Origin of the sequence: Microbacterium sp. A8/3-1 (genome assembly GCF_040267695.1) — a bacterium.
Lineage (GTDB): Bacteria > Actinomycetota > Actinomycetes > Actinomycetales > Microbacteriaceae > Microbacterium > Microbacterium luteolum.
In genome coordinates, this window is record NZ_CP158357.1 from 1,505,920 (window position 1) to 1,526,968 (window position 21,049).

Sequence of the window (21,049 nt, forward strand, 5' to 3'; positions counted from 1 at the left end):
TGCGTGCCGGTCAGAAGCCGGGAGTCGGGTACGCCGACGGGTCGCCGGCATCTGATGCGCTCGTGCCCGGCTGGTCAGTATCTGGTTGGGGCCGTGCAGCGCCCGGGATCGTGTAGCCCGCGACCACGGTGTCAATGTCGGTATCGGTGACGTGGAAGGCGCGGACCCGGATGGGCTGTGCGGTGCCGTCCTCGATCTGGTAGCCGACACCGGGCAGCGCGTCGGGGATTTGATCGCAGAGGGCGCCGGCGGCACGGGCACCCTGACCGAGGGCCATGTCCACCTGGGTCGCTTCGGTGAGGCGCAGTCCGATCCGAGTGGGGAACAGTTGCCGCATGCTGAGGACCTCTTTTGAGGGGTCCTGGGCGGCGGCAATCACGGACACACCGACGGCGCGCCCCTGCGACAGCACCAGCGACAACAACTGTGTGGTCTCGGTGGCGGCCTTCCGGTCGGTCTCGTAGGCGGTCAACGACGCGAGCTCGTCAATCACGATCACCACCTGCGGCTCCGCGGTCGTGGCGGTGTGTGCGCGGGCGTGACCTCGGTACCGGTCGGCGCGGTCGCGCACCAGTTCGGCGGCGTCGCGGAGCAGTTGCACCGTGTCGGGGCCGGTGGTGTGCACGAACCGGTCGAAGAGGGCGGTCGCTGACCCGAACTCCATCCCGCCTTTCGGGTCGATCACCCACAACCGGACCAAGCCTGTCTGCACCGCCGGGGCGAGACCGGTGAGGATCGACCACACGACGGACCCTTTCCCGGCGCCCGTGGCTCCTGCGACGAGCAGGTGCCTACCCGCGATGCGCACCCGCCAGGTGTCCCCGTCGTCGGTGCGTCCGATCGGCACCGCGTCGAGGTCCACCCCGGCCTTGGGCGTGGGGAGCGGGATGGGTGTGGCTAGGCGATCTCGGGTGCGGATGGTGAGGGTGACCTGGCCGGGGGTGGCGCTGGTGGCGGTGACGGCAGAGACGCGCCACCCGTGTGCGAGGGCATCGCAGCGTCGGGACCAGTCTGTGAGCGTCTGCCCGACCACCAGCTCCACCAGCAGGACGTCGGTGTCCGGGTGGATGCGGACCTTCCGCAGCCTCGGGATGATTGGAACCCCATCCAGAACTGGTGCTAGACCGTTCAGAGCACATACCGACGCCCACTGCCGTCGGTGCTGATAGCGACGGAAGCGAGCCCGGATGCGGGCGGGGATCGCGGCACGGAAGGAGGAGGGGTGGGTGAACCGCCAGGTCGTCAAGACGGCCAAGCTGAGAAGGGCTGCGGCGATTCCGGCCTGCCACCCGTATGCGATCCACGCCCACGCGGTAAGGACGGCGGGAAAGGTCACCATTGGGAAGAGCACGGCCCACCACGTCACGATCACCGACCAGCGCAGAACATGCCAGGCGGCGAGGGCAAGCCCGGTGAGGACGTCGGAGGCGGTGTCGGTGTTGTCCGGCGGGGTGGTTGAAGGTGTTGTGCGAGCCATCAGGACGGCTCCTTTCAGAAGCGATAGGAAAGCGGGGATGCGCCCCTTGGGGTCGACGACGACACGCGATCGACCCCAAGGGTGCAGATGGGAGCTAGTCAGTGGACTTGCCCGGGCGGCTGTCGGCACCGCGAATGGCAGTTGCGCGGTAGGCGACGCCGGATCGGTCGCCCTGGGACCACGGGATCGCGTACAGCCCCTCGATGCTCACCGCAGCCCCGACCGTGATCCCAGACGGCTGGCCCGGGACGGTCACGGCGAGGACCTCACCGCCCGAGGAGTCCAGTGCAGCTACCTGCACCTGGAACAGGGGAAGACCGGTCTCCTTGTCGATACGGACCGCTCCGGTGTCCCGGTCGGTGCGCTGCTCCGGCAGCCGGGTTGCGAGGAACTGAACCCCCGCGGTAATGATGTTCAAACGCATGATGTCTGCTTTCGGTCGTGTTCGGTCGTTCCACCAGACGGCGGGAACGAGGAACAGAACACACCGCAAGACCGGCACGGGACAGACAAAACGGGCGCAGAACTCAGCAACATCGCTGCGCCAACGGATGTCAGCGGGAGCAGGCCTGATTCGACAACCTGCACGGCCGACGATGCGATGTTGCAGAATGGTGGTCAACGCACGACCGCGCAGTGGACACCGCCGACAACTGATGCGGCGGTGCAGACAGGAAGCACGGCATGACCCAAGGGACCACCGGAGGCCGCTCCCCGATCGATGACCATGGCCGCTTCTTACGCGACCGCATGCGCGCCCAGGGCGACAACCCCCTCTCCCTCGCAGGACGCGCCGGAGTAGACCCCCGCACCGTGCGCACCGCCATGGACGGGCACCGGACCCCACGACCCGACACCGCCCAGCTGCTCGCCGACGCCCTCGGTGTACCGGTCACAGACCTGTGGCCGTTCACCGGGGTGCGCCCAGGTCTGGACGCCCCCACAGTCGTATCCCGGGTGTTCCCCGCCCGGACTGAGATTCCGTCTGCGATGTGGCGAGAAGTGTTCACCAACACTCGGGAACGCATCGATGTGCTCGTGTACGGGGGCACGTTCCTCTTCGACGCCGTCCCCCAGTTCACTCGCATCATCGACGACGCGGCGGCCCGGGGCGTTCGCATTCGGTTCGCGGTCGGCGACCCCGCCTCAGCCGCCGTCCACGCCCGCGGCGTTGAAGAAGGCATCGGCCTCGCACTCGCCGCGCGTTGCCAAATGACACTGACGCGGCTGATCCCCGTGGCCCGCCTCGACGGCGTGGAAGTCCGTATGCACGGAACACCCTTGTACACGTCGATGTTCTTCGCCGACGATGCCGTCTACGCGAATCACCACATCTACCGGCAACCCGCCGGAGACAACCCCGTGTTCGAGCTCACCCGCGACGCCCACGAGACGTTGTTCGGCAAGTACGCTGACACCTTCGAACACGTCTGGGCTACCGGTACCCCGGTCGTCCCCCACCCCCACTAGTTTCCGGAGGAAGCAGGCCCCGCTATGGCACGCATCGACCACTACAACAGCCCTGACGCACCCGCTGCGAACAGCGTCGTCCCCTCTACCACCGCTGTCGTCACCGACGAGGACGGCAGAATCCTGCTCGTGCACCGGGTCGACAACGGGCTCTGGGCGCTCCCCGGCGGTGGCATGGAACTCGGAGAATCCATCGAAGACTGCGCCATCCGTGAAGTCCGCGAAGAAACCGGCCTCGACGTCGAAATCGCCGGCCTCATCGGCGTCTACACCAACCCACACCACGTCATCCAATACAGCGACGGAGAAGTCCGCCAGCAATTCTCCCTCTGCTACGCCACACGCCTCCTCGGCGGCACCCTCGCCCACGACGACGAATCCACCGACCTGCAATGGGTGCACCCCAACGACATCCAAGGCCTAAAAATGCACCCCAGCATGCGGCTTCGCATCGACCACTACCTCGCCGGAGAACCGACCCCATACCTCGGCTAACCCGACGCGCCCGCCGCCGCCAACCGGGCCTGCACCCGTCCGACACTCGCCAGCAACCCCGGGGCCGAAACCGACACCGCACGGTGGACCGGATCACCCACCCCATACCTGGAGAGAATCTCCGCCACCCGGGCCTCCGCATCGACCGGGGCCCCGTCTACTGCCGTCGTCATGTCCGCGAACGTGACCACGTCCAGCACCTCAGAAGGAGGCGCATCGAATTGCGCCAAGTCCCCTGACAGGCCGCGCTCCGCTGCCTCCCCGGCCGCGCCCGTGTGGAACGCGATCAACGACACCACCAGCGGCGGGAACCCGACGCGCTGGGCGAAACGGGCGCCATCCACCGGGTGGAACCCCGTCTCGGCGATCTCGGACGCATACCCGACGTCGTGCAACCAGCAAGCGGCCACGATCTCATCCGCACGCTTCGCATCCACCAGCGGCGCAACCCTCGCTCCCGCCGCCGCCACACCCTGAACATGAGCCCACCGACGCGGCAACGCGACGAGACACGCCTGCGAAACTGAACGCGCACGCACCACCAGATCACGAACCATCCCTACCACCCTACGGCGACCAGTCGACACGGCCAAGGCTCGTGGCTCCACCGGCGTCACGATGACGCCAACCCCGAACGGCGATCCGCAGCAGAGCCCCTGCCCTGACGTGACACCCGAGGCTGCCGCCACCCGCTCCGCGGATGTTGCCCTCAGCTATACCTGGGATCTGACCGGTGGACCGCGGAACCAATGACAGGGCACATCACGACGACCCGAATGAGAAGAGAGGGAAGAGGATCTGATCTGCACTCAGCAAAGGTAAGGGTCAGGTGTCGCGCTCCGCTCCGCTCCACGCGCCACCCTCCCCACACGGGAGGTGAAGCCAACGACTACCTGCTCCGCAGCTCCTCACCCGGTCGTGTCCAAAATTCCCTTACTTAGTCGAGGACCAGATCGGGATTGCCGTCATCCAACGCAGCAAGGGCACAGGGACGATCTTGGCGCAGATCGGCGTGATGCTCGACGATGGCTCCCGGGATCGACACCAGGTCCCGTAGCAACACCTGGACGACATCGACTGGCGCACGGAAGACATGCGACCGTCGCGCGAGATGTCGGAACATGCGATGAGGTGTCAATCGCACGACATCGCGACGTGTCCACGTTTCCGCGTTGGCGTTGCTGACGTCATGTCTCGCTTCCGACTGCCCCCCGACTGCAACTCGAGTATCCCCGACCGGTCCGCCGTACCCGCATATGCACACATACTGGGTCCGCTGTCGCTTAGACGCTGATAACGGACCGCAGAAGAGAAGACAATGAGGGCAGTAATGAGGGCACCCTAAGCGGGCAACCCACGTGGCGTGATGCGGTCATATCCACGCCCTTGGGATCCCCCGCTCTCCCGAGCAACTCGAGACCTGGACCGACGGTGGTCGAGGCGAGAGTCGCGGACCGCACATTGAAATCCTGAAGGCCGGCGCAGACAGCGCGGCCTCACGCAAGAAGGTTCTGTCGTGGCGATCGGAAATGTGGAATCGATATTTAGGCAGTTGCGGGGGCAACGTGCCCAACCGCGCCGGAAACGCAGCACCAAGGACCTCGCTAGCCCGTATCGGGTCACGGAATGCTCGTCGGGAGGACAGGCAGGCCGCAGCTGGGGAGCTTCGCCTTGACAATACCTTGAAGCTGATAGCAGTCTGTACGCAAGTACCGTCTCAGCGCCCGCCACCTTTGTTTGAGGTGTCATCCTGAGCGCAACGGAGGAACGGATCTTAGAAGGGAAGACCGTTGCCAAGAGAAGAGGCCCCACCCCGCCGCATTGAACTTCCTCTGCTCGTAGAGCAAGAATGGTACTGGGCCAATTCGTTCCCCAGCCCACCTACAAAAATGTCGGACGTCGTGGGATTTACCGTTTCAATCGCGCACTTGAGCGTCGAGGACGTTTACGCAGCCCTCGAGGACGTCTACATACGTGTCGACACATTAAGAACCTTCTTTTCCACTCAGCTCGAGAAGCCTCAACAATACATTCATGAACCAGACTTACTGAAAATGCCGGTTACCGTTGTTCCTGCTGCCTCTGTTTCTGACACTCTCGCCGAACTCTACGGCACAGCGTTCGACACTACCGTGCCACATCCATACAGGTTCATTTTGTCGATAAACAAAAGCGGCCTCGTCGACTCAGTTTCACTCGTGATATCTCACATGCTTGTTGACCTAGCCGGTGTTGACCTCCTTAAAAAGGAGATATGCGCCTGTCTCGAAGGAGGGATAGGCACTCCAATCAGCGGAATTCGTAAACTTCGGGATCTGGAAGACGATGAGGATTACTCCTCAGCCGATCGCTTCTTCGAGGAAGGCTATGGGGCATTCCCTAACACAATCTTCCCTGGTGTACCTGACCACCCCGATACAGACGGAAAATACTACTATGAGATCTACACCTCACAGCCGCTAGGGCGACTGATTGCGCGCAAAGCCTCTCAACTCGGCGTCTTGTCGTCAGCCTATGTTCTCGCCTCATATGCGGCCGCTCTTTCCTCCATGACGGGAGCGGAAACAGTCGGCATCATAAATATGATGCATAACCGCATGGGAGCACGTCGAAACGTCGCAGCAAATCTAGTAAGCGGCATACCAATCGCAGTTCACGTGGCGCATGCATCAAGTATCGGTGTGCTCGCAACCGAAGTTAGCGGGCCAATTCTTCGTGGCTTTCGATCAGGAGTTCTAGCCGAGTCGCACATTGCCCGCATCCTGAATTCGGTTGCACAGACGCGACGAGTGAATTTGCGGTTGGAGTCGGTGTTTAACTTCGTCGATATCGCTCACGACGCAGTTGGAGATGTTATCCGGCGTGACCGCCATGAGCGGGTCGGCGCCGTCCCGGATCCCCTCGTTCGCATGGTTTGCCGAGTTACTGGAGGATCTACTCAGCTCGCGATAGAGGCATCCTCGCGAGCATTCGACGCTCACGCAACCCGCCGGCTAATGGATCGCGTCATCGACGCACTTTTAACCGGAGAGATGCCTGTTGCGCGAACCGAGTTGGGTAATCTATGGGTATCACGGCCATCTTCACTCGTTCGAGTGGCCGAGCTTGAATCCTGCTACTCGAGCATTCCCGGCGTGAGAGACGTCAGTCTTTCAGTCCAGGGCGGCGTGATTGGCGCCAGAGTCAAGGGGAGCCTATCAGAGTCGGACTTTTTGGCCTCTTTGGTCGAACGCTGCTCGATAGATCCAAGGGTGGTATGCGCGGATGAATTGTCCTATCAGTCCGCAGAATCTGTCATTACTGGTCCGAGTCCCTCGTCACCGGCATCACTAGAGGCTCTGCTCGCAGCTGTCGCGGAGGCGAGGGGAGAGGCAGACGCCACGGAGACCTTCTTCGCCCAAGGAGGCGAGTACCTTCAACTCGGCCGCGTGTCGTTGGCCATGCGTAACCATGGCTATCTTTGCTGGCCGAGCGACTTTCTGCACGGGCGGAGTCTACAAGCGGTTTCGAGGTATCTCGATCTTGGGGATCTTGAGCCCGTTCTAACTTGACGCCACGCAACTAAGCTCGCGGCGCGAACGAGTGATCCTCAGCGGCAGTTGGGCGTCGATTCGTTGAGGGAGACGTTATTTACCGTGCGAATGTTGCAGGTCAGGTCTGCTTCGTCATCAGCGAGAGTGGAGTCTCGCGTGTCGAATCGCACTGACGCTATCCTTTGTCGTTGTTCTGAATCCCTAATGTTCTCGCGTACGATCCAGAGGATGCTGCAAAACCGTACTGGGTATCGAGAAGTTTCCTGATCTCCTGATACCAGTCGTCTGAGTCATTGGCCGAGAGGTACCAGTCGTCCTGATTCGCGAGACCGATCGATGACGCGACGTCGCGGAGCAACTTGACCGAATCGGCCCATGCAGCGATCATGGTGGGCCTGTCATCCGGCAGCCTGAGCCGGCCTCCAATGAATCGAAGCGCCGCATCGATCCGATCCTGCACCGCGCTCTGGTTGCTGGGCATATCCTCCAACAGCAACCCCCACACCTCGTCTGCGAGCGCTGGATTCAGCGTCTCGAACGCCCCGGCGCATTCCGTGAGTTCATCAAGCTCGGCGCCTCGTTCCTGAAGAAACAGGCGCAGACTGAACTCGAGCAGAGTCTGTCGGGTGTACCAGGCGAGCTCCCACTGGCCGGCTTCGAGGGCGCCATCGAGATCGAAGCCGAGACTCATGGTCACCTGGAGGAGATCGCTGCGTCGCTTCTGCGCCCCGAGCCACGTGTGCACGGGCGTTCCGAAGTCACTCACCGGAGACCTCGAGGATACCCACGCGGCGCAATTCAGCCGCGTCCGCGCCAATGGCGATCCGATAGTACTCAGGAATCAAACCCAGTTCACCGGCACGGGTGTCAGTAGCCGCTCTCCAGGAGTCGCCACCGGCGAGCCCCACCAGCAGTGTGCTCATCTCCTGGCTGAGGGTCTTGACGGTCCGATGCGGTGTCGTCACGACAGTTCCCGCAGCTGATTCCAGTAGCGTGACAGCCGGCGCGAGCGATAGCTCAACCAGCGGCGATTCGGACACATCCGCGATCAGCTCCCGCCGACGCGCGATCGCCTTGCCGACGTCCGGTTCCGAGTAGTTGAGGTAGCCCATCACTTCGATGAACCGAACGCTACCTCGGCCGTACCTACGCGCGGCCTTCTCGCCGTTCCACTTGTTGGAGGGGTAGCCTTCCCCGTCGTCCGCGAGCCGCGCGGCGGCGAGCCAGCTGTCCGCTTCACGGAGCAGCATCCTCGCGGCTCGGTCGTGCTCGAGTGCGCAGGCGAGCCAAGCTCGTGCCAGGCAGTCGCGAAAACGTGCACGCGCGAAGTCGGCGGAGACCTTGCAGGCAGTCGACGCGGTGAAGGGCTCTAACGCTCGGCTGGCGGACTGGCTCACCACGAGTGGGATTCCTGTGGCGAGCCGGTAGTAGCGAATAACGTTCTCCAGGCTCGAACGACTGCGCCGATCCCCGACGATCGAGGTCATTTGCTCGGCGAGCGCGCCCAGCGATCCTTCGGAGACATATTCGCAGTCGACGTACATACCTACCCTCAGGCCGATCGCTGATGCGACCCGAGGGCTCTCTCCGGCGTGAATGATATGGAGGTCAATGTCTGAATTTGCGTTTCCGAAGCCTTCGACGAGGGAGCCGCTCATGATGCATGACTCGTCCCGCCCAAGACGGGAAACCTGCGTGTCAATCTCACGCAGCAAGGATCTGTTGAGACCTAGCGCCTCGATGCGCCTGTGGGAATACGTCCGGCTTGTCATGGTGAACCTTCCAGCATCCGTGCAATCGAGGCGAGATTGCGCCCACCGAGCAGCTCACTGATGTCGATCGGGCGCTCGAGTCGTACTTCAAGGCGAGCCCAGAGCTCGACGATGACGAGGGAATCGGCGCCCAGGTCAAATAGGGTGGACTCTTCACTTGCGTTGACCTCGCAAATTAATCCAATCTCCTCACGCAACACATCTAGTATTTGCTCACTCATGGCCTGCTCATCAATTTGGGTTGGACTGTGAAGGTTCTTAGAGGAGTAACCATAACGGTTACCGGTATCCTGATCTTTGGGCTTCGAACATCTTGCTGTATTCCCCGTTCTGTGAGAGCAGATCATGATGTGTCCCGGTTGCGGTGATTCTTCCCGACTCCAGTACAATGATGAACTTCGCCATCGTCACTGTTGAGAAGCGGTGTGAGACAAGGACCGATACAGTCCCGAACGTGTCTCCTTCAGTTTGGGCATCGCGGGCGAAATCGGCGAAGACCTCATGCTCGGTCTGAGGGTCGAGCGCCGAGGTCGGCTCGTCGAACACCCGAACGAGCGGTCGCGGGTTCATTAGACCGCGTGCGATCGCGAGCCGCTGCCACTGTCCTTCGGAGAGTTCCACGCCGTTGAACTCTGCTCCCAACTGGGTCTCGAGGCCACGCGGTAGATCTCCGACGAGATCGCCGGCTTTCGCCCGGTTGAGTGCATAGAGGACCCGATCTGGATCGTGGATTCTCGTCAAATCGCCGATTCCGACGGCGTCCTGAAGCGTGAATTTTGGCTTGAGAAAGTCCTGGAAGGATGCCGCCGTCGCAGAAGGCCGGCGGAGCGTCGAGGCGCTCATCCCGTCGATTAGGACGTCGCCGGTGGTCGGCTCAACGAGACCGAGCAATAGATTGGTAAAAGTTGACTTCCCTGCGCCGTTGAAGCCAACTACGCCGACAACCGATCCGGCCGGGATGGTTACGGACACGTCCCGTAGCGCCCATCGCCCGGATCCGGGGTATCGGAATGAGACGGATTCGAATCGGATCTCATTCTCGATCTGGACAGCGGAACCCGGCGCAATGTCGGAGCCAAGCTCGCCGAGGTAGGCGAAGCGCCGGGCGAGGCTGGCGCCTGTCGCGAGGTCTCCGAATCCGCCGAGTGTCGCAGCGAGCTGGCCCTGCAACCCGGCGGCCAAGACTACGATCATCGCCGCATCCCCATAGGAGACTCCGACGGCACCGCCGAAGTAGCCGCTCGCGAGCAGGAGGACCCCCGCGATGATGATGCCAAATGTGACCCAGCCGATGGCCTGCACTAAGCCTCCCTTGAGACGACCGCTGGCTTTAGTCAGCGTGGCGAAGAGCCACGCGCTTCGTGCGTCGTCATCGATCGTCGTCGTAGCTCCGGCGATTACGAACTCGTGGGAGCTCAGAGTTCCGAATGCGAGTTCATGTATGCGCTCCTCGCGGCGCTGGGCTTCCACGGCAAATTCGTCGGCGCCGCGAATCAGGCGTGCTCCAATCGCGGTGGTCGCGATCGGGATGGCGCCCGCGACGGCCAGAATCCATAGCCACGGGCTCACAAACACGAGGACGAGGATGGTTAGACCGAGATTGACCACCGCCGACCCCGTCTGCAGAAGACGCCAGGGATACGCCGCCAGCGACAGCGGAGCATGTCGCAGCGCTGTGACGGCATCGAGCACATCCGGGCGTCCGCACAGATCCACGGTCGCGATCCGGCCCGCTCGCTCGAGTGTTTCCTCCTCGAGTCGCAGAGATGCGCGAGCGGAGACGGCTGCTTCGAATCCGAAGACCATTCGGCCGAGCGCGGAGCTCACAGCCACGGCAACTCCGGATATCCCCGCGGCGATGAGAACTCCCCCCGCCGAGTGCTCGATGGAGGCGCTATCTACCACCGCGCGCGTGGCTAGAGCGACCAGGGTGTTTCCGAGATAAACAATGGGGATGAGGACCAAGAGAGCGCTGGACAGCGCCGGGCGCTCTCGGCGGCTACGGAGCCAGAGGTCCCCGATCGTGCGGACTGTCCCTGTCATTGCCCGCCAACCGCGTCGTTGCCGAACCTCGACGCCTGTAGCGCGAACAAGCGGGAGTACTCACCCTCACGTGAGACGAGTTCGTCGTGGGTGCCGCTTTCGCGAACTACGCCGTCAGCAAGGAAATGGATCCGGTCGGCATGTCTTATCGTCGAGAGCCGGTGCGAGATCAGGATCACGGTCCGGTCGCGTACGGCCGAGATCACGTCCTGGAAGAACCTAGCTTCGCTGGGGGCATCGAGTTGCGAGGTGGGCTCGTCGAGGATGAGTACCCGGCGGCCATGCGCCAGGCTGAACAGGGCCCGCGCCAGCGCCAGCCGCTGCCATTGGCCTCCAGAGAGGTCCTCGCTCCCACCGCGCTGCGACCAAAGCGAAGTGTCGAGACCATCCGGCAGACGTTCGATCTCGGTGCGGAGACCGGCCCGTTCGAGTGCCATCCATACGCCCTCGTCGTCCGTGTCACTTAGTTCGGGGGCACCCAGGCGTACGTTCGACCGCACGGAACCCGGATAGTGCACGAAGCCTTGTTGGACCACGGCGAACTGCTGAAGCCAGTCCGCATTCTGGTCGCGCGACATTCCATCCACAACTATTTGACCCGCGTCGGTCGGATACAGGCCGGTGAGAACCTTGACGAGTGTCGACTTCCCCGCGCCGTTGCGTCCCACCAGCCCGACGATCTCGTTTGGGGCGATGTAGAGGTCCACGCCACGAAGCACCGGTCGGGACAGGTCAAAGGCAAACGACACGTTCTCGAGGGAGATAGGAACGCCGGCGCCACCTCGTGGCGGAGTGGGGTGCGGCGCAGTGCTCGCGAGGGGTCGTGACTCGACACGACGGAGCGCGGAAACAGCGTCGCGCCCGTAGTCGATGTCCCAGGCCTCAAATCCCATCGCCGAAAGTTCGGACACCGCGAAGGCCGCGACGACTACTCTGACTAGATCCTGCGTCGAAAGGGTGCCGCTCACAACCGCGAGCCCGGGCGTTACGTAGAAGGCGAAGGCCGAACCCGCTCCGAGCAGAATCGTCAATCCTTGCCGATTTAGTACGACGGACTTGGTTGCTGCCATCCGCTCCTCGCGCCTCCAAGCAATGTCGTGCCAGCGGGTTCTGAGCCAATCCCCAAGTGCGAAGACGCGGGTCTCCTTGGCAGCCGCCGTCGAGGTGATTAGATCGGCGAGGTAGCGGGTTCGAGCCAGCCCTGGCCCGGAGGAGTCGTCGAGAGAAGACAGCCACATCCACTGTCGGCGAACGATCACTCTGATCACCAACGACACTGCGAAGAGTCCTATGCCAAGCAATGGGAAAAAGCCTGCGACGACGATGGCCGCCCCGGCACCGCCGATCACGCGGAAGGTCAACATCGCCTGTCCAACTGAAGCAGATCCCGGTGTCCTTGTGCTCCCTGACTGATTCTGATCGGACGCGCGCCCAATGTCCTCAAGAAGCTGAGGGGTCTCCGCATCGCGCCGATCCGCGATTCCTAGCGAGATTCTTCGCAGGCTCGAGCGGACGTTGGAATCGATGTTCCGGGCAACACAGAGACGCGCCACATCCTGGAACGGCTCGAGAAGTTGGCGAGCCACCACAAGCGCTCCAAAGGCTACGACCGGAGCGAGCAAAGCCGCCGGTCGCTCGCGAGTGACTGCGCCGACAAGCCATCCAGCCGCCAGTGCTGATGCGATAGGGAGCGAGATCGCTAACAGGTTCGCCGCCGCGAAGAGTGCCACTGGGACAGGCTGGGCGCGGAGCAGCAGCCGATAGAGCTCGCGGCGTTCCTCGATTAGCGCGCGGATACCCGACGGCGACAGGGAGCCAACTGACCATCGTGGATCGTCAGTAGCTTGCAAAGCCTCTCGAGTTGGCACCTCGTCGTCTCCCCGCATCCACGGTTACCCGCTTGTAATCGATTTCAATGCCGTGTGGGAGATTGTACATCACCTCGGGGAGGAAAGATGAGGAAAGCCTTGATCTTTGGCGAATCGTAATGTTTACTCGACCATCACACGGAACGAACCGTGTGCAAGGAGAAGGGACCGGTTCCCCAAATGGCATACGAATGCTCGCACAAGCGCCGGCAAACGCCGGAACTTTCGGCACTCGACGTGAGCCCTGGCCGATGACTGCGGCCCGGGATGATGCCCAACCGCTGACGCTGACGCTGGCACCGGCGACGCATCAGGGCCGGTGGCAGGACTACGTGCGGCCGCCCGATGCGCAGGTTATACGTACGATCGGTGCGGCGTTCGAGGAGGTCGACGGCGTCGCGTATCAAAACGCCTCGGTCATCCGCTACGGCGGTCGAGAATATGTGTTCAGCCGGCGCGCGATCCTGACGCTCGTCGTTGTGGCTGCCTGCAACGCGGCGTGCCGGTTCTGCTCAAACGAGATCACCTTCACACCGTCCGGCCCTTACCTCACGCATGGCGACAGCCTCGAGCGTGTCCGCGATTTTGCGTTGCTCGCAGGCGTCCGCAAACTTGCCATCACCGGGGGAGAGCCGACGCTGCAGCCGCAAAAGCTATTTGACCTCGTCAGATCATTCGGGCCGGGATTTCGCCGAATCCGCCTTCACACCAACGGGAGCAACGCTTTTTCTCCCGTGATCGTCGATGGGCAGGAAGTTGAGTTGCTCCCGGCGCTCAGCGAGGCGGGTCTCACCGGCGTTTCGGTCAGCGTCGCGCACTTTGACCAGGATGCTAACGCCGCTGTAATGAGATTCAAGAAGGGATGGCAGTTCACCCCTACTGACGTGTTGAGCCGGATTGCGTCGTTGGCCTCCGATCGGTTCACCCCCCGTCTCAGCTGCGTAATGACTCACAGTGGCGTAGCGACAGTCGAAGACATGCTCGAGTACATGCGTTGGGGGCGGCAGATCGGGTACCGGAAGTTTATCTTCCGCACCTGCAGTAGTATCCCCGAAGACTTCAGGAAAGTGACAGAGTACTCCGAATTCAACGCGGAGAACTATCTTGCGATAGATGATATTTCGTCGGCTTTGGACCGTCTCCCTGGATTTGAGCGCACGTTCCGGCAGCGGAAGTCAGATTCCAATGTCGATTCGTACGTGTGGGGCGACATCAGTTTCGACGTCGACGAGTCGTCGGAGGAAGTAGACCCGGACGCCAAGGTGCGTAGGATCAACGTCATGCCGACAGGCGTCGCGTACACGAGTTGGATTGACCCCCTCGCAGTGCTCTTTGATGACGACTTGGCCTCCGCGGAACGGGCCAGGCAGCGCGAATTCGGCGGAGCACGCAGGTGAGACGGCGCGTAGTCCTGGTCGGGGTCGGTGGCTTCGGCGAGTGCTGGCAGCGAGGGCTGTTGCGCTTCGCGAACGAACTCAAAGTCGTAGGGCTGGTCGACATAGATCTTGAGGCGCTGCGCCGAGCAGCCGATGTATACGGACTCAGTCCAGAAGTGATGTTCGAGGCAGATGATGACCGATGGCGTGAGCTCCGCCCGGACCTTGTCATTGACTCGTCGCCGCCTTGGCTGCACCTGGAACACGCGATTCAGGCCTTCGAGATCGGGGCCGATCTGATCGTATCCAAGCCGCTCGCCTTGGATGCAGATCAGGCTGCAGAGATCGTGTCTCGCGCTGATGCGGGCTGCCGGTCCCTGTGGGTGGCGCAGCAAATGAGGTATTTCCCATGTTTCCTTGAGGTGCGCAGGATGCTTGCGGTCGGCGAGATTGGCGCTATCGAACATGTAGCGATCGAGATGACGTTGGATGGCCGCGGCTGGCCCGCTGGGCACGCATGGCGTGCGGATCTCCCGGAGCCGCTGCTTACCGAAGCGGGGATTCATCACGTCGACCTCATCCGCTGGGTTCTCGATGACGAACTCGCTGACATGCGGCTTTGGACCTGGAATCCATCGTCTAGTCCGTTCCGCGGCAACTCATCGGCCGCTGGGCTGATCACCACACGCCGGGACGTGCCCGTGACCTATTTCGCCTCGTTCGCCCCGAACGGCCGAGAATCTGTGCGCTTTGACTCTGGATGGACTGTCACTGGCTCCACCGGTACGATCGTCGTCGCCGATGGGGGTGTGCTGGTGTGCAGAGATGGAAGCCCACCACAGGAGGTCCTTCCGCCGTCCGAGGTACCGGTCGGCCTCGATGTGCTCAACGAACGAGTGCTGCACGCCGTTGTCACGGGCAACGCTCAATCCCTAAGTGGCACCGAGAATCTGCGGGGACTGATCCCCCTGCTGGCCTCAACCGTCCGGAGCTGACATGTCTTCGGTCAACGATCTGCACGTGCACAGCACGCTGTCGGATGGGCGCGAAACGCCTGATGAGCTGGTTGAACGGGCAAGAAGGCAAGGGCTGTCCCGACTCGTCATCACGGATCATGGACGCGTAACGGTGCCCACCGGTCTGGGCGTCGATCCGCTCCTGCCCTTCCCAGGCGCCGAGGTGAGTACCATGCACGGCGGTCGTCGTCATCACTTGCTTGCGTTCGGACCAGCGCTCCTGGGCGACCAATTGAATGCGGTTCTACGGGAGACTTTGGCGGGGAGAACTGCCCTGGCCGATGCAGTCGCCGAACGGGTAGGCGTGGTGCGCGCCGCCGAGGACTACCCGTCGCGAACGTCTCTCACTCGTCTTCTCGCCGAGGCGCTGAGTCGACCGGTAGACGATGTGCGAGACGATGTCATACATGCGTGGGCCGAGGCGGAGGCTCGATGCGGGTATTCGTACGCACCCACGTTGGATGTTCTCGACGCTCTGGTGGAAGGCGGAGCGATCGTCTGCCTAGCTCATCCATTCTGGCAAATTCGCGAGCCGAGCGGGCGATCGGCGGTTCTCACCGATTTGCGCCTTATGGCCGAGCGGGGGCTTTGGGGAAGCGCGGTGCGCTCCTACCATTCGCGGAACTGGGACGACGATGCCCACCTTCTTCGGGCGATCGCCGAACTCGGTCTTGCCACGATCGGGGGCTCGGATTACCACGGCAATGGGAAGACTGCGCTCGGCTCCGATCCCACTCTCGAAGCGACTTTCCTCCGTCTCGAAGTAGCCGTCCTTGAGTACTCGGGAGCGGGCCGATGACCAATCGCGCTCTTGCCTTCAATCAGTTTTCCTGCCGTGGGTTGGTGCTGGGGGAGTTGACAGAGTTGTGCGCGGACGCTGGTTTCCAAGGCCTCGGGCTCCTGATTGAATGTGTTCGCGAGTTAGGGCCAACCAAGGCTCACGCATTGTTGCGGAACGCTGGGCTGCACCCAACCAGCCTTGGCGTCGAGTTCGGTGTCTCCGGGGTCGACCTCGAGTTCGGGGTGTTCCGTCGCAACCAAGTCCTGGAAGCCGTCGAGTTTGCCGCTGAACTCAATGTCCCTCTCGTGATTGTGCTTGGTGGACTCGGCGACGATCGGACGCGAAGCGACGCGCTGGCACAGGAGACCGAGGCGCTCATGCATATCGCGGAGCGCGCGGTCACGATTGGTGCGAGGATCGCCGTCGAGCCTCTGCATCCAATGTACGTGGCGTTGACGCCGCTCACTTCCGTCCATGACGCGATAGCGATAGCCCGCTCTCATCCGGCAATCGGAGTTGTTGTCGACACCTGGCACGTGATCTGGTCGGAGGTGGCGCTGGAGCGGGAACTCATCGACGTGAGGCCTCACCTCGATGTCGTGCATCTCAGCGGTGCAGAGCGGGCCATCCCGCTCAGTGAGGAACGGGTGATGCCCGGGGAAGGGCTCCCCGGTCTCGTCGATGCGTGCGCGAGCCTTGCAATCGATACCGATGCTGTTTGGGAGGTGGAGGTATTCCGGACGCGTGCGACGCGGGGGGACCTATTAAGACGACCCCTGCTCGCGGCTCGATCCGCTCGCAAGCTCTGGTCCGCCATCGAGACCACTCTCGAAAAGGTTGGAGGTGAATACAAATGACGAAACTCAAGAAGTACACACGCCCGATGCTCCGTCGCATCGAGCTCCCCGCCGCGGCGGCCCTCCTGGGCTGACAACCCAGTCGGCCCGCTCTGCCCGGAGCGGGCCGACACCCATCGAGAAGAGGGCAAACATGCCGATCACTCAGAACTCTATTCCCACGCGTCAATTCGATGTCCGCGCGCGCACCCTCGCAGGCCGACAGCTCCTGCTACGCGTCCACGTCACGATGGAAACCAACGACGTAGGTCTCGCCATGTGGTCCCTCTTGGACGGGACACTGACAGTCGGGGAAGTCGCCGAGGCGGTGGCCCATGAGTACGACGTCTCCCCCGAGGAAACGCTTGCGGACGCCATCGCATTCGTCAAAGCCCTTGTCGAAATCCGCTTCGTCACGATGGCCGACAGTGATGGCTGACGTCGTCTGGTGGCATTCACGTCGGCGCGTGGTCATCTGCGTCGCCACATCGGTCGTGCTCGCGGCCGCGATTGCCGTGCTTGTTGTCGCGAACCAGGATCGGGCTGCCGGGGTTGTCACCTGGCTGCTTGTTCTAACCTTACTCATGCAGCTGCGTCCAGTCTTCTACGCCCGGCTCCGGCGAGGGCGTGAGATTCTCCGCGTAGGCACAGTAGTTCTCTTTTTCATCCCAATTGTCAGTATTGGCGTCGACGACCCGCCCGCGCCGATCGACAGCATCCTCCTGTCGCTCACCTTCGGTGTGGTCGCTGGGGTGCTGCTCTTGGGCTTCCACATCTTCGACCTCCGCGTCCTGCTCGACCGAGAGATCATTGCCATGCAACCACGGATGTCGCTGGCCGGAGCTCTGAGCCGCGTCGCCTACGTCGCCGTGGTCATTCCTTTAGAGGAGCTCTTCTATCGTCGGCTGCTCCTCGCCGCGCTGCTCCCCATTGTCGGCACGGTACCCGCCGTTCTCATCGCGATCGCATCGTTCGTGTACGGCGATTGGTCGGGGTCATGGGGACCCAACTCGCGCGTTAAGCGCCTCATCGCAGAGGCGTGCCTGGCCGCGGCGACGGCCCTGATCTATCTGGCTACGGGGTCCATCTGGGGAGCGATACTCGCGCACGCCATTTACAACTCGAGCCAATTTATCCTGCCCATCCGGAACCTGCTCGTGCATCGGCGGGTTCCGTACGTCCCGGAAGTTACTGCATGAACGAAACATTGATTGTTACCGTTATCGGGGCTCCCGCGTCGGGCAAGAGTACCCTCGCCGACGGAATCAAGACGCGGCGGCCGAGCGTCGAACTGTTCGGGGTCCGCCGCCACTTCCACGAACAGATCGAGCGCGGTACTGCGCTCGGCGACCGTGCCCGCCCATACGTCGATGCGGGTGGCTGGATCCCGGACGAGATCGTCGTCGAGGCCGTGGCACAGGAGTTTGACGACCAGCGTCTGAGAAACGAGGTCGTCTTTGAAGGAATGCCGGGCAACCGCGGCCAGGCTGCCCTGCTCGATGATTTGCTCGACGCGCGGGGTACTCCCCTCCAGGCTGTGTTCTGGGTCGACACACCCGACCCGGTTTGCATGGCGCGAGCAGCAGGGCGAATCGTCTGCTACTCCTGTGATGGCGGCGCTCATCAGGCGGTCGGGATGGCAGATGATCCCGGTCGATGTGCCCGGTGCGGCGAGCCGCTAACAGCGCGCGACGGCGACGACCCCCTGTATCTCGCTCACCGACTGGACCTATTCCACCGACAGTACGCTGAGTTGTTTGGCTACTACGGCGACCGTGTCGTCCGCATCGACGGGCTCGATACTGTTGAGCGGATCCTCGAATCTGCGATGGTGTTCCTTGAGACCTGAACGGCGGGGGCCGATCCGTGTCGGAATCATCGGCCTGGGGCGCATCACTCAAATACATCACGGCCCGAACATCTTGCGCTCGCCCCGCTTCGTACTTGACGCCGTCTGCGACCTAGACTCCAACGTGGCGCAGCATCTTGGCGCCGCGTGGGGCATCCCCGCGGAAGGCGTCGCAACGGACGCCCGTGACCTCCTCGACCGAGACCTCGATGCTGTCGTGATCACAAATCATCATCATGCGCCGGTCGTCGTCGCTGCGCTCGAGCGTGGTTTGCACGTCTTCGTAGAGAAGCCATTGCTCTGGAGCCTAGAGGAGGCTCGCGCGGTCAGCGCGGCCGCAGCCGCCGCGCCAGGCAGGGTGCTGTTCGTTGGCTACACGCGGCGGCACGACTCAGCGTTCCAAGTGCTCACCGAAAGCATCGACCGCGGGGCCGTGCGAATGGTCAGGGCTTCCCAGTTCGCGGGTGGTCGACATCGACTTTCTCCGTCGTTATCCCTCGTCAAACCGTCGACGAAGGCTCCCGAAGGAATTACTCTCCGCGAATCGGCCACCGTGACGCTTCCCGATGCTGACAACTGTGAGATTGAGCTCTTCTGCTCACTGCTCCAGCTCGGCATTCATGGGCTTAATGCGCTCCGCGCAATGTTCGGTCCGCCAACCGCCGTCGTAGCTCGTCGCATCGGCAAAGTCGGCTGTCACGCCCTACTGGATTTCGACGGCGTCCCGGTCTCGTGGGAGTACTTGCCCGATTTCGACTCGGTTCGTAGTTGGGACGAACGCCTGGAGGTCGTGGAGTCTAGCCGCCTGCTGAGCTTGACATTCACATCGCCATTCTCGCCAGAATGCGGCAGTGAACTGCGCGTAGAGACCGCAAGCACCAACCGCGACACGGTGGTCAAGACTGTGTGGTCGGTGTCACCGTTCGTGCGAGAGATCGAGGCCTTCGCTGATTGCATCGTTGAGGGCTCAGCGGCTCCGACTGGCATTGAGGATGCGATCGCCGACCTCAAACTTGTACGCGACCTCGTGACGGCAACCCGATGACCGCCCTGGCAGGAGTCTGTGCTGCGTTCCGAGTCACGCGGAACCGATTTGCCCTTGCCGATACGCCACGTCCTTCCTATGCGTGGTTCGTGCGTCGGCGGCAGGATCCGGGAGATCTCCTAGCATCTGTAGCAGCCGGGGTGTATATCAGTCTCGGTTCCGCCGGCCGCGAGCGTCTGCTAGCATCGCTGCCCGAGGACTACGCGGTTGTACTTGCGGCGCATTCCGATGACATCCCGTCACTGATCACCTTCGAGTACTACCCCGACGGCTCTGAGCAGTGGGATCGCTACGTGTGGCCGACTGCTGTGCCGATGCCGACCTTTCCCTACACGAAGGTCGAGCGCGCGGGTCACCGGCCCACGGAGCTCCGCCGCCGGATTCACGTCCTCACCGTTGACCTCCTCGAGACTGTTCCAGGGCTGGAAAGCCACGAGCACGACCGCTCTTGCCTCATCGCGCCTTTCACGAAACAGGGGGTCGACTCGGTCGCGGGCAACCTATCGTGTCCATTGTCTGCGTTGTGCTTCATTGTCGCGCGGGGGCTTGTGCGCGGGATCGGAGCGCGTCGTGATTATTGACGAGCAACCAGAACACAACATGCAACGCGTGATCTCGGATCATCGACGTGTCGCGAAGGGAACGGAACTGATCGCCAGGAGCGTTAGGACTGCAGAGCCGGGCACACCTGTAGCGGTAATTGCCGTCGATATTGATGGTTCTGGTCATGCTCGAAGCCTGGGTATCGAAGCCAAGATCGAGCTTGTCCAGGCCGTTCGGCGTGTCGTCCTCGACACACTCGACGGGCGTGGCGTGCTGATCGATAGCGGCACTCGAGATGAGTTGCGGATCGTGGCGATTGGCATGGAGCCAAGGTCGGTTCGAAGGCTAGCCGAGCGCTTGCGCGCGCAAGTGGCCTCAACCGCTATCGACGTCGCAGGCACAGGCCCCCGTCGCTACACGGTCAGCATCGGTGTTGCGCAGCGCCGTGTGCCAACTGACGGTCTACGTCTGATCGCGGCCGCGAACTCCGCGCTGGGGAGGGCAAAACGGCGTAAGAATGCGGTTTCCTCGCTTCCGGGTCTTTCGCGTCCCGTGTTGGTTTCGGACCTCAGGTCCGGTCGATCTCGCGCCGCCGCGGTTCGTGCAGTTGGTCAGAGCCTCATCGAGACGGTGACGGCCTGGGGACCAGTTTGGTACTGGACGCAGGGACACCGTAGTCAATGGGCGACATGGCCGCCGCGCCCGGCGACCATGGCCGAACGGGCGCTTGCACCAGATCTGTGGGACCTTATCGAGGAGATAACGGCGCTCCGTGTCGAGGATCGGCCTGGACCTCCTAATCGATTCACGCATCGTCGGGTCCTGCTCTGGGTCGACTCCAGCATGCTCCGCGAGCTAGACAAGATCGCCAGGCAACGTTCCGTGCATCGACGAAACCTCCTCAACGACGCTGCGATCCGCGCGGCACGAAAGGATTAACGACAC

At 62.5% G+C, this 21,049-nt stretch carries 21 protein-coding genes; 13 read left to right on the forward strand and 8 right to left on the reverse strand.

Features of this window, described 5'->3' with window-relative positions; all coding sequences use genetic code 11:
* Positions 1-10: 10 nt before the first annotated feature.
* Positions 11-1,477 (reverse strand): FtsK/SpoIIIE domain-containing protein, encoded by a 1,467-nt coding sequence (locus tag ABS642_RS07520; RefSeq protein ID WP_350352824.1) that lies wholly within the window; start codon positions 1,475-1,477, stop codon positions 11-13.
* 94 nt (positions 1,478-1,571) lie between these two features.
* The gene (locus tag ABS642_RS07525) at positions 1,572-1,901 is read right to left on the reverse strand and encodes a hypothetical protein (RefSeq protein ID WP_350352825.1); all 330 of its coding nucleotides are present in this window, start codon (positions 1,899-1,901) and stop codon (positions 1,572-1,574) included.
* A gap of 389 nt (positions 1,902-2,290) precedes the next feature.
* On the opposite strand from ABS642_RS07525, the gene ABS642_RS07530 reads away from it, so the two are divergent.
* Both ABS642_RS07530 and ABS642_RS07535 read left to right on the forward strand, forming a co-directional pair.
* Entirely contained in the window at positions 2,291-2,947 is a 657-nt protein-coding gene (locus ABS642_RS07530; RefSeq protein WP_350352826.1) for a hypothetical protein, read from the forward strand.
* Between the two features lie 24 nt (positions 2,948-2,971).
* Positions 2,972-3,442, forward strand: a complete 471-nt coding sequence (locus ABS642_RS07535; RefSeq protein WP_350352827.1) for an NUDIX domain-containing protein — start codon at positions 2,972-2,974, stop codon at positions 3,440-3,442.
* Here ABS642_RS07535 and ABS642_RS07540 read toward each other — a convergent pair.
* A complete protein-coding gene (locus tag ABS642_RS07540) occupies positions 3,439-3,999 on the reverse strand; it encodes an HD domain-containing protein (protein ID WP_350352828.1) in 561 nt (186 codons plus the stop codon). The two genes, ABS642_RS07535 and ABS642_RS07540, sit on opposite strands and share 4 nt — an antisense overlap.
* A 1,332-nt stretch (positions 4,000-5,331) precedes the next feature.
* On the opposite strand from ABS642_RS07540, the gene ABS642_RS07545 reads away from it, so the two are divergent.
* Positions 5,332-6,993 carry a hypothetical protein gene (locus ABS642_RS07545; protein WP_350352829.1) on the forward strand — a complete coding sequence of 554 codons (1,662 nt, stop codon included), beginning with the start codon at positions 5,332-5,334 and terminating at the stop codon, positions 6,991-6,993.
* A 157-nt stretch (positions 6,994-7,150) separates the two neighbouring features.
* Here the strand turns inward: ABS642_RS07545 and ABS642_RS07550 are convergent, their stop codons facing one another.
* The 5 genes from ABS642_RS07550 to ABS642_RS07570 form a co-directional block, all read right to left on the reverse strand.
* The gene (locus tag ABS642_RS07550; protein ID WP_350352830.1) at positions 7,151-7,741 is read right to left on the reverse strand and encodes a hypothetical protein; all 591 of its coding nucleotides are present in this window, start codon (positions 7,739-7,741) and stop codon (positions 7,151-7,153) included.
* On the reverse strand, positions 7,734-8,633 hold the full coding sequence (locus ABS642_RS07555; RefSeq protein WP_350352831.1) for a hypothetical protein: 900 nt from the start codon (positions 8,631-8,633) through the stop codon (positions 7,734-7,736). Before ABS642_RS07555 ends, ABS642_RS07550 begins: the two co-directional genes overlap by 8 nt.
* A gap of 110 nt (positions 8,634-8,743) precedes the next feature.
* A complete protein-coding gene (locus ABS642_RS07560; protein ID WP_350352832.1) occupies positions 8,744-8,968 on the reverse strand; it encodes an acyl carrier protein in 225 nt (74 codons plus the stop codon).
* Between the two features lie 58 nt (positions 8,969-9,026).
* Positions 9,027-10,790, reverse strand: a complete 1,764-nt coding sequence (locus ABS642_RS07565) for an ABC transporter ATP-binding protein (protein WP_350352833.1) — start codon at positions 10,788-10,790, stop codon at positions 9,027-9,029.
* A complete protein-coding gene (locus ABS642_RS07570; RefSeq protein WP_350352834.1) occupies positions 10,787-12,520 on the reverse strand; it encodes an ABC transporter ATP-binding protein in 1,734 nt (577 codons plus the stop codon). Before ABS642_RS07570 ends, ABS642_RS07565 begins: the two co-directional genes overlap by 4 nt.
* A gap of 389 nt (positions 12,521-12,909) precedes the next feature.
* Here ABS642_RS07570 and ABS642_RS07575 point away from each other — a divergent pair, with 389 nt between their 5' ends.
* From ABS642_RS07575 to ABS642_RS07620, 10 genes are all read left to right on the forward strand, one after another.
* Complete coding sequence (locus tag ABS642_RS07575) at positions 12,910-14,055, forward strand: radical SAM protein (protein ID WP_350352835.1); 1,146 nt, start codon at positions 12,910-12,912, stop codon at positions 14,053-14,055.
* A gap of 59 nt (positions 14,056-14,114) precedes the next feature.
* Positions 14,115-15,029 (forward strand): Gfo/Idh/MocA family oxidoreductase, encoded by a 915-nt coding sequence (locus ABS642_RS07580; RefSeq protein WP_350352836.1) that lies wholly within the window; start codon positions 14,115-14,117, stop codon positions 15,027-15,029.
* Between the two features lies 1 nt (position 15,030).
* Positions 15,031-15,849, forward strand: coding sequence for a PHP domain-containing protein (locus ABS642_RS07585; RefSeq protein ID WP_350352837.1), 819 nt, complete (start codon positions 15,031-15,033; stop codon positions 15,847-15,849).
* Entirely contained in the window at positions 15,846-16,688 is an 843-nt protein-coding gene (locus tag ABS642_RS07590) for a TIM barrel protein (RefSeq protein ID WP_350352838.1), read from the forward strand. Before ABS642_RS07585 ends, ABS642_RS07590 begins: the two co-directional genes overlap by 4 nt.
* A gap of 133 nt (positions 16,689-16,821) precedes the next feature.
* Positions 16,822-17,106 (forward strand): PqqD family protein, encoded by a 285-nt coding sequence (locus ABS642_RS07595; RefSeq protein ID WP_350352839.1) that lies wholly within the window; start codon positions 16,822-16,824, stop codon positions 17,104-17,106.
* Positions 17,099-17,866, forward strand: a complete 768-nt coding sequence (locus ABS642_RS07600; RefSeq protein ID WP_350352840.1) for a CPBP family glutamic-type intramembrane protease — start codon at positions 17,099-17,101, stop codon at positions 17,864-17,866. Before ABS642_RS07595 ends, ABS642_RS07600 begins: the two co-directional genes overlap by 8 nt.
* Complete coding sequence (locus tag ABS642_RS07605) at positions 17,863-18,516, forward strand: nucleoside monophosphate kinase (RefSeq protein ID WP_350352841.1); 654 nt, start codon at positions 17,863-17,865, stop codon at positions 18,514-18,516. The genes ABS642_RS07600 and ABS642_RS07605 overlap by 4 nt, the downstream gene beginning before the upstream one ends.
* Positions 18,443-19,561, forward strand: coding sequence for a Gfo/Idh/MocA family oxidoreductase (locus ABS642_RS07610; protein ID WP_350352842.1), 1,119 nt, complete (start codon positions 18,443-18,445; stop codon positions 19,559-19,561). Before ABS642_RS07605 ends, ABS642_RS07610 begins: the two co-directional genes overlap by 74 nt.
* Entirely contained in the window at positions 19,558-20,142 is a 585-nt protein-coding gene (locus tag ABS642_RS07615) for a hypothetical protein (RefSeq protein ID WP_350352843.1), read from the forward strand. The genes ABS642_RS07610 and ABS642_RS07615 overlap by 4 nt, the downstream gene beginning before the upstream one ends.
* Positions 20,132-21,043 carry a GGDEF domain-containing protein gene (locus ABS642_RS07620; RefSeq protein ID WP_350352844.1) on the forward strand — a complete coding sequence of 304 codons (912 nt, stop codon included), beginning with the start codon at positions 20,132-20,134 and terminating at the stop codon, positions 21,041-21,043. Before ABS642_RS07615 ends, ABS642_RS07620 begins: the two co-directional genes overlap by 11 nt.
* Positions 21,044-21,049 lie beyond the last annotated feature (6 nt).

Excerpts from the sequence above, each read along its gene's own strand:
- ABS642_RS07520 (WP_350352824.1), bottom strand. The coding sequence starts at position 1,477 with ATGGCTCGCACAACACCTTCAACCACCCCGCCGGACAACACCGACACC.
- ABS642_RS07525 (WP_350352825.1), bottom strand. The coding sequence starts at position 1,901 with ATGCGTTTGAACATCATTACCGCGGGGGTTCAGTTCCTCGCAACCCGG.
- ABS642_RS07535 (WP_350352827.1), top strand. The coding sequence starts at position 2,972 with ATGGCACGCATCGACCACTACAACAGCCCTGACGCACCCGCTGCGAAC.
- ABS642_RS07540 (WP_350352828.1), bottom strand. The coding sequence starts at position 3,999 with ATGGTTCGTGATCTGGTGGTGCGTGCGCGTTCAGTTTCGCAGGCGTGT.
- ABS642_RS07545 (WP_350352829.1), top strand. The coding sequence starts at position 5,332 with ATGTCGGACGTCGTGGGATTTACCGTTTCAATCGCGCACTTGAGCGTC.
- ABS642_RS07555 (WP_350352831.1), bottom strand. The coding sequence starts at position 8,633 with ATGAGCGGCTCCCTCGTCGAAGGCTTCGGAAACGCAAATTCAGACATT.
- ABS642_RS07560 (WP_350352832.1), bottom strand. The coding sequence starts at position 8,968 with ATGAGTGAGCAAATACTAGATGTGTTGCGTGAGGAGATTGGATTAATT.
- ABS642_RS07565 (WP_350352833.1), bottom strand. The coding sequence starts at position 10,790 with ATGACAGGGACAGTCCGCACGATCGGGGACCTCTGGCTCCGTAGCCGC.
- ABS642_RS07575 (WP_350352835.1), top strand. The coding sequence starts at position 12,910 with ATGACTGCGGCCCGGGATGATGCCCAACCGCTGACGCTGACGCTGGCA.
- ABS642_RS07585 (WP_350352837.1), top strand. The coding sequence starts at position 15,031 with ATGTCTTCGGTCAACGATCTGCACGTGCACAGCACGCTGTCGGATGGG.
- ABS642_RS07590 (WP_350352838.1), top strand. The coding sequence starts at position 15,846 with ATGACCAATCGCGCTCTTGCCTTCAATCAGTTTTCCTGCCGTGGGTTG.
- ABS642_RS07595 (WP_350352839.1), top strand. The coding sequence starts at position 16,822 with ATGCCGATCACTCAGAACTCTATTCCCACGCGTCAATTCGATGTCCGC.
- ABS642_RS07600 (WP_350352840.1), top strand. The coding sequence starts at position 17,099 with ATGGCTGACGTCGTCTGGTGGCATTCACGTCGGCGCGTGGTCATCTGC.
- ABS642_RS07605 (WP_350352841.1), top strand. The coding sequence starts at position 17,863 with ATGAACGAAACATTGATTGTTACCGTTATCGGGGCTCCCGCGTCGGGC.
- ABS642_RS07615 (WP_350352843.1), top strand. The coding sequence starts at position 19,558 with ATGACCGCCCTGGCAGGAGTCTGTGCTGCGTTCCGAGTCACGCGGAAC.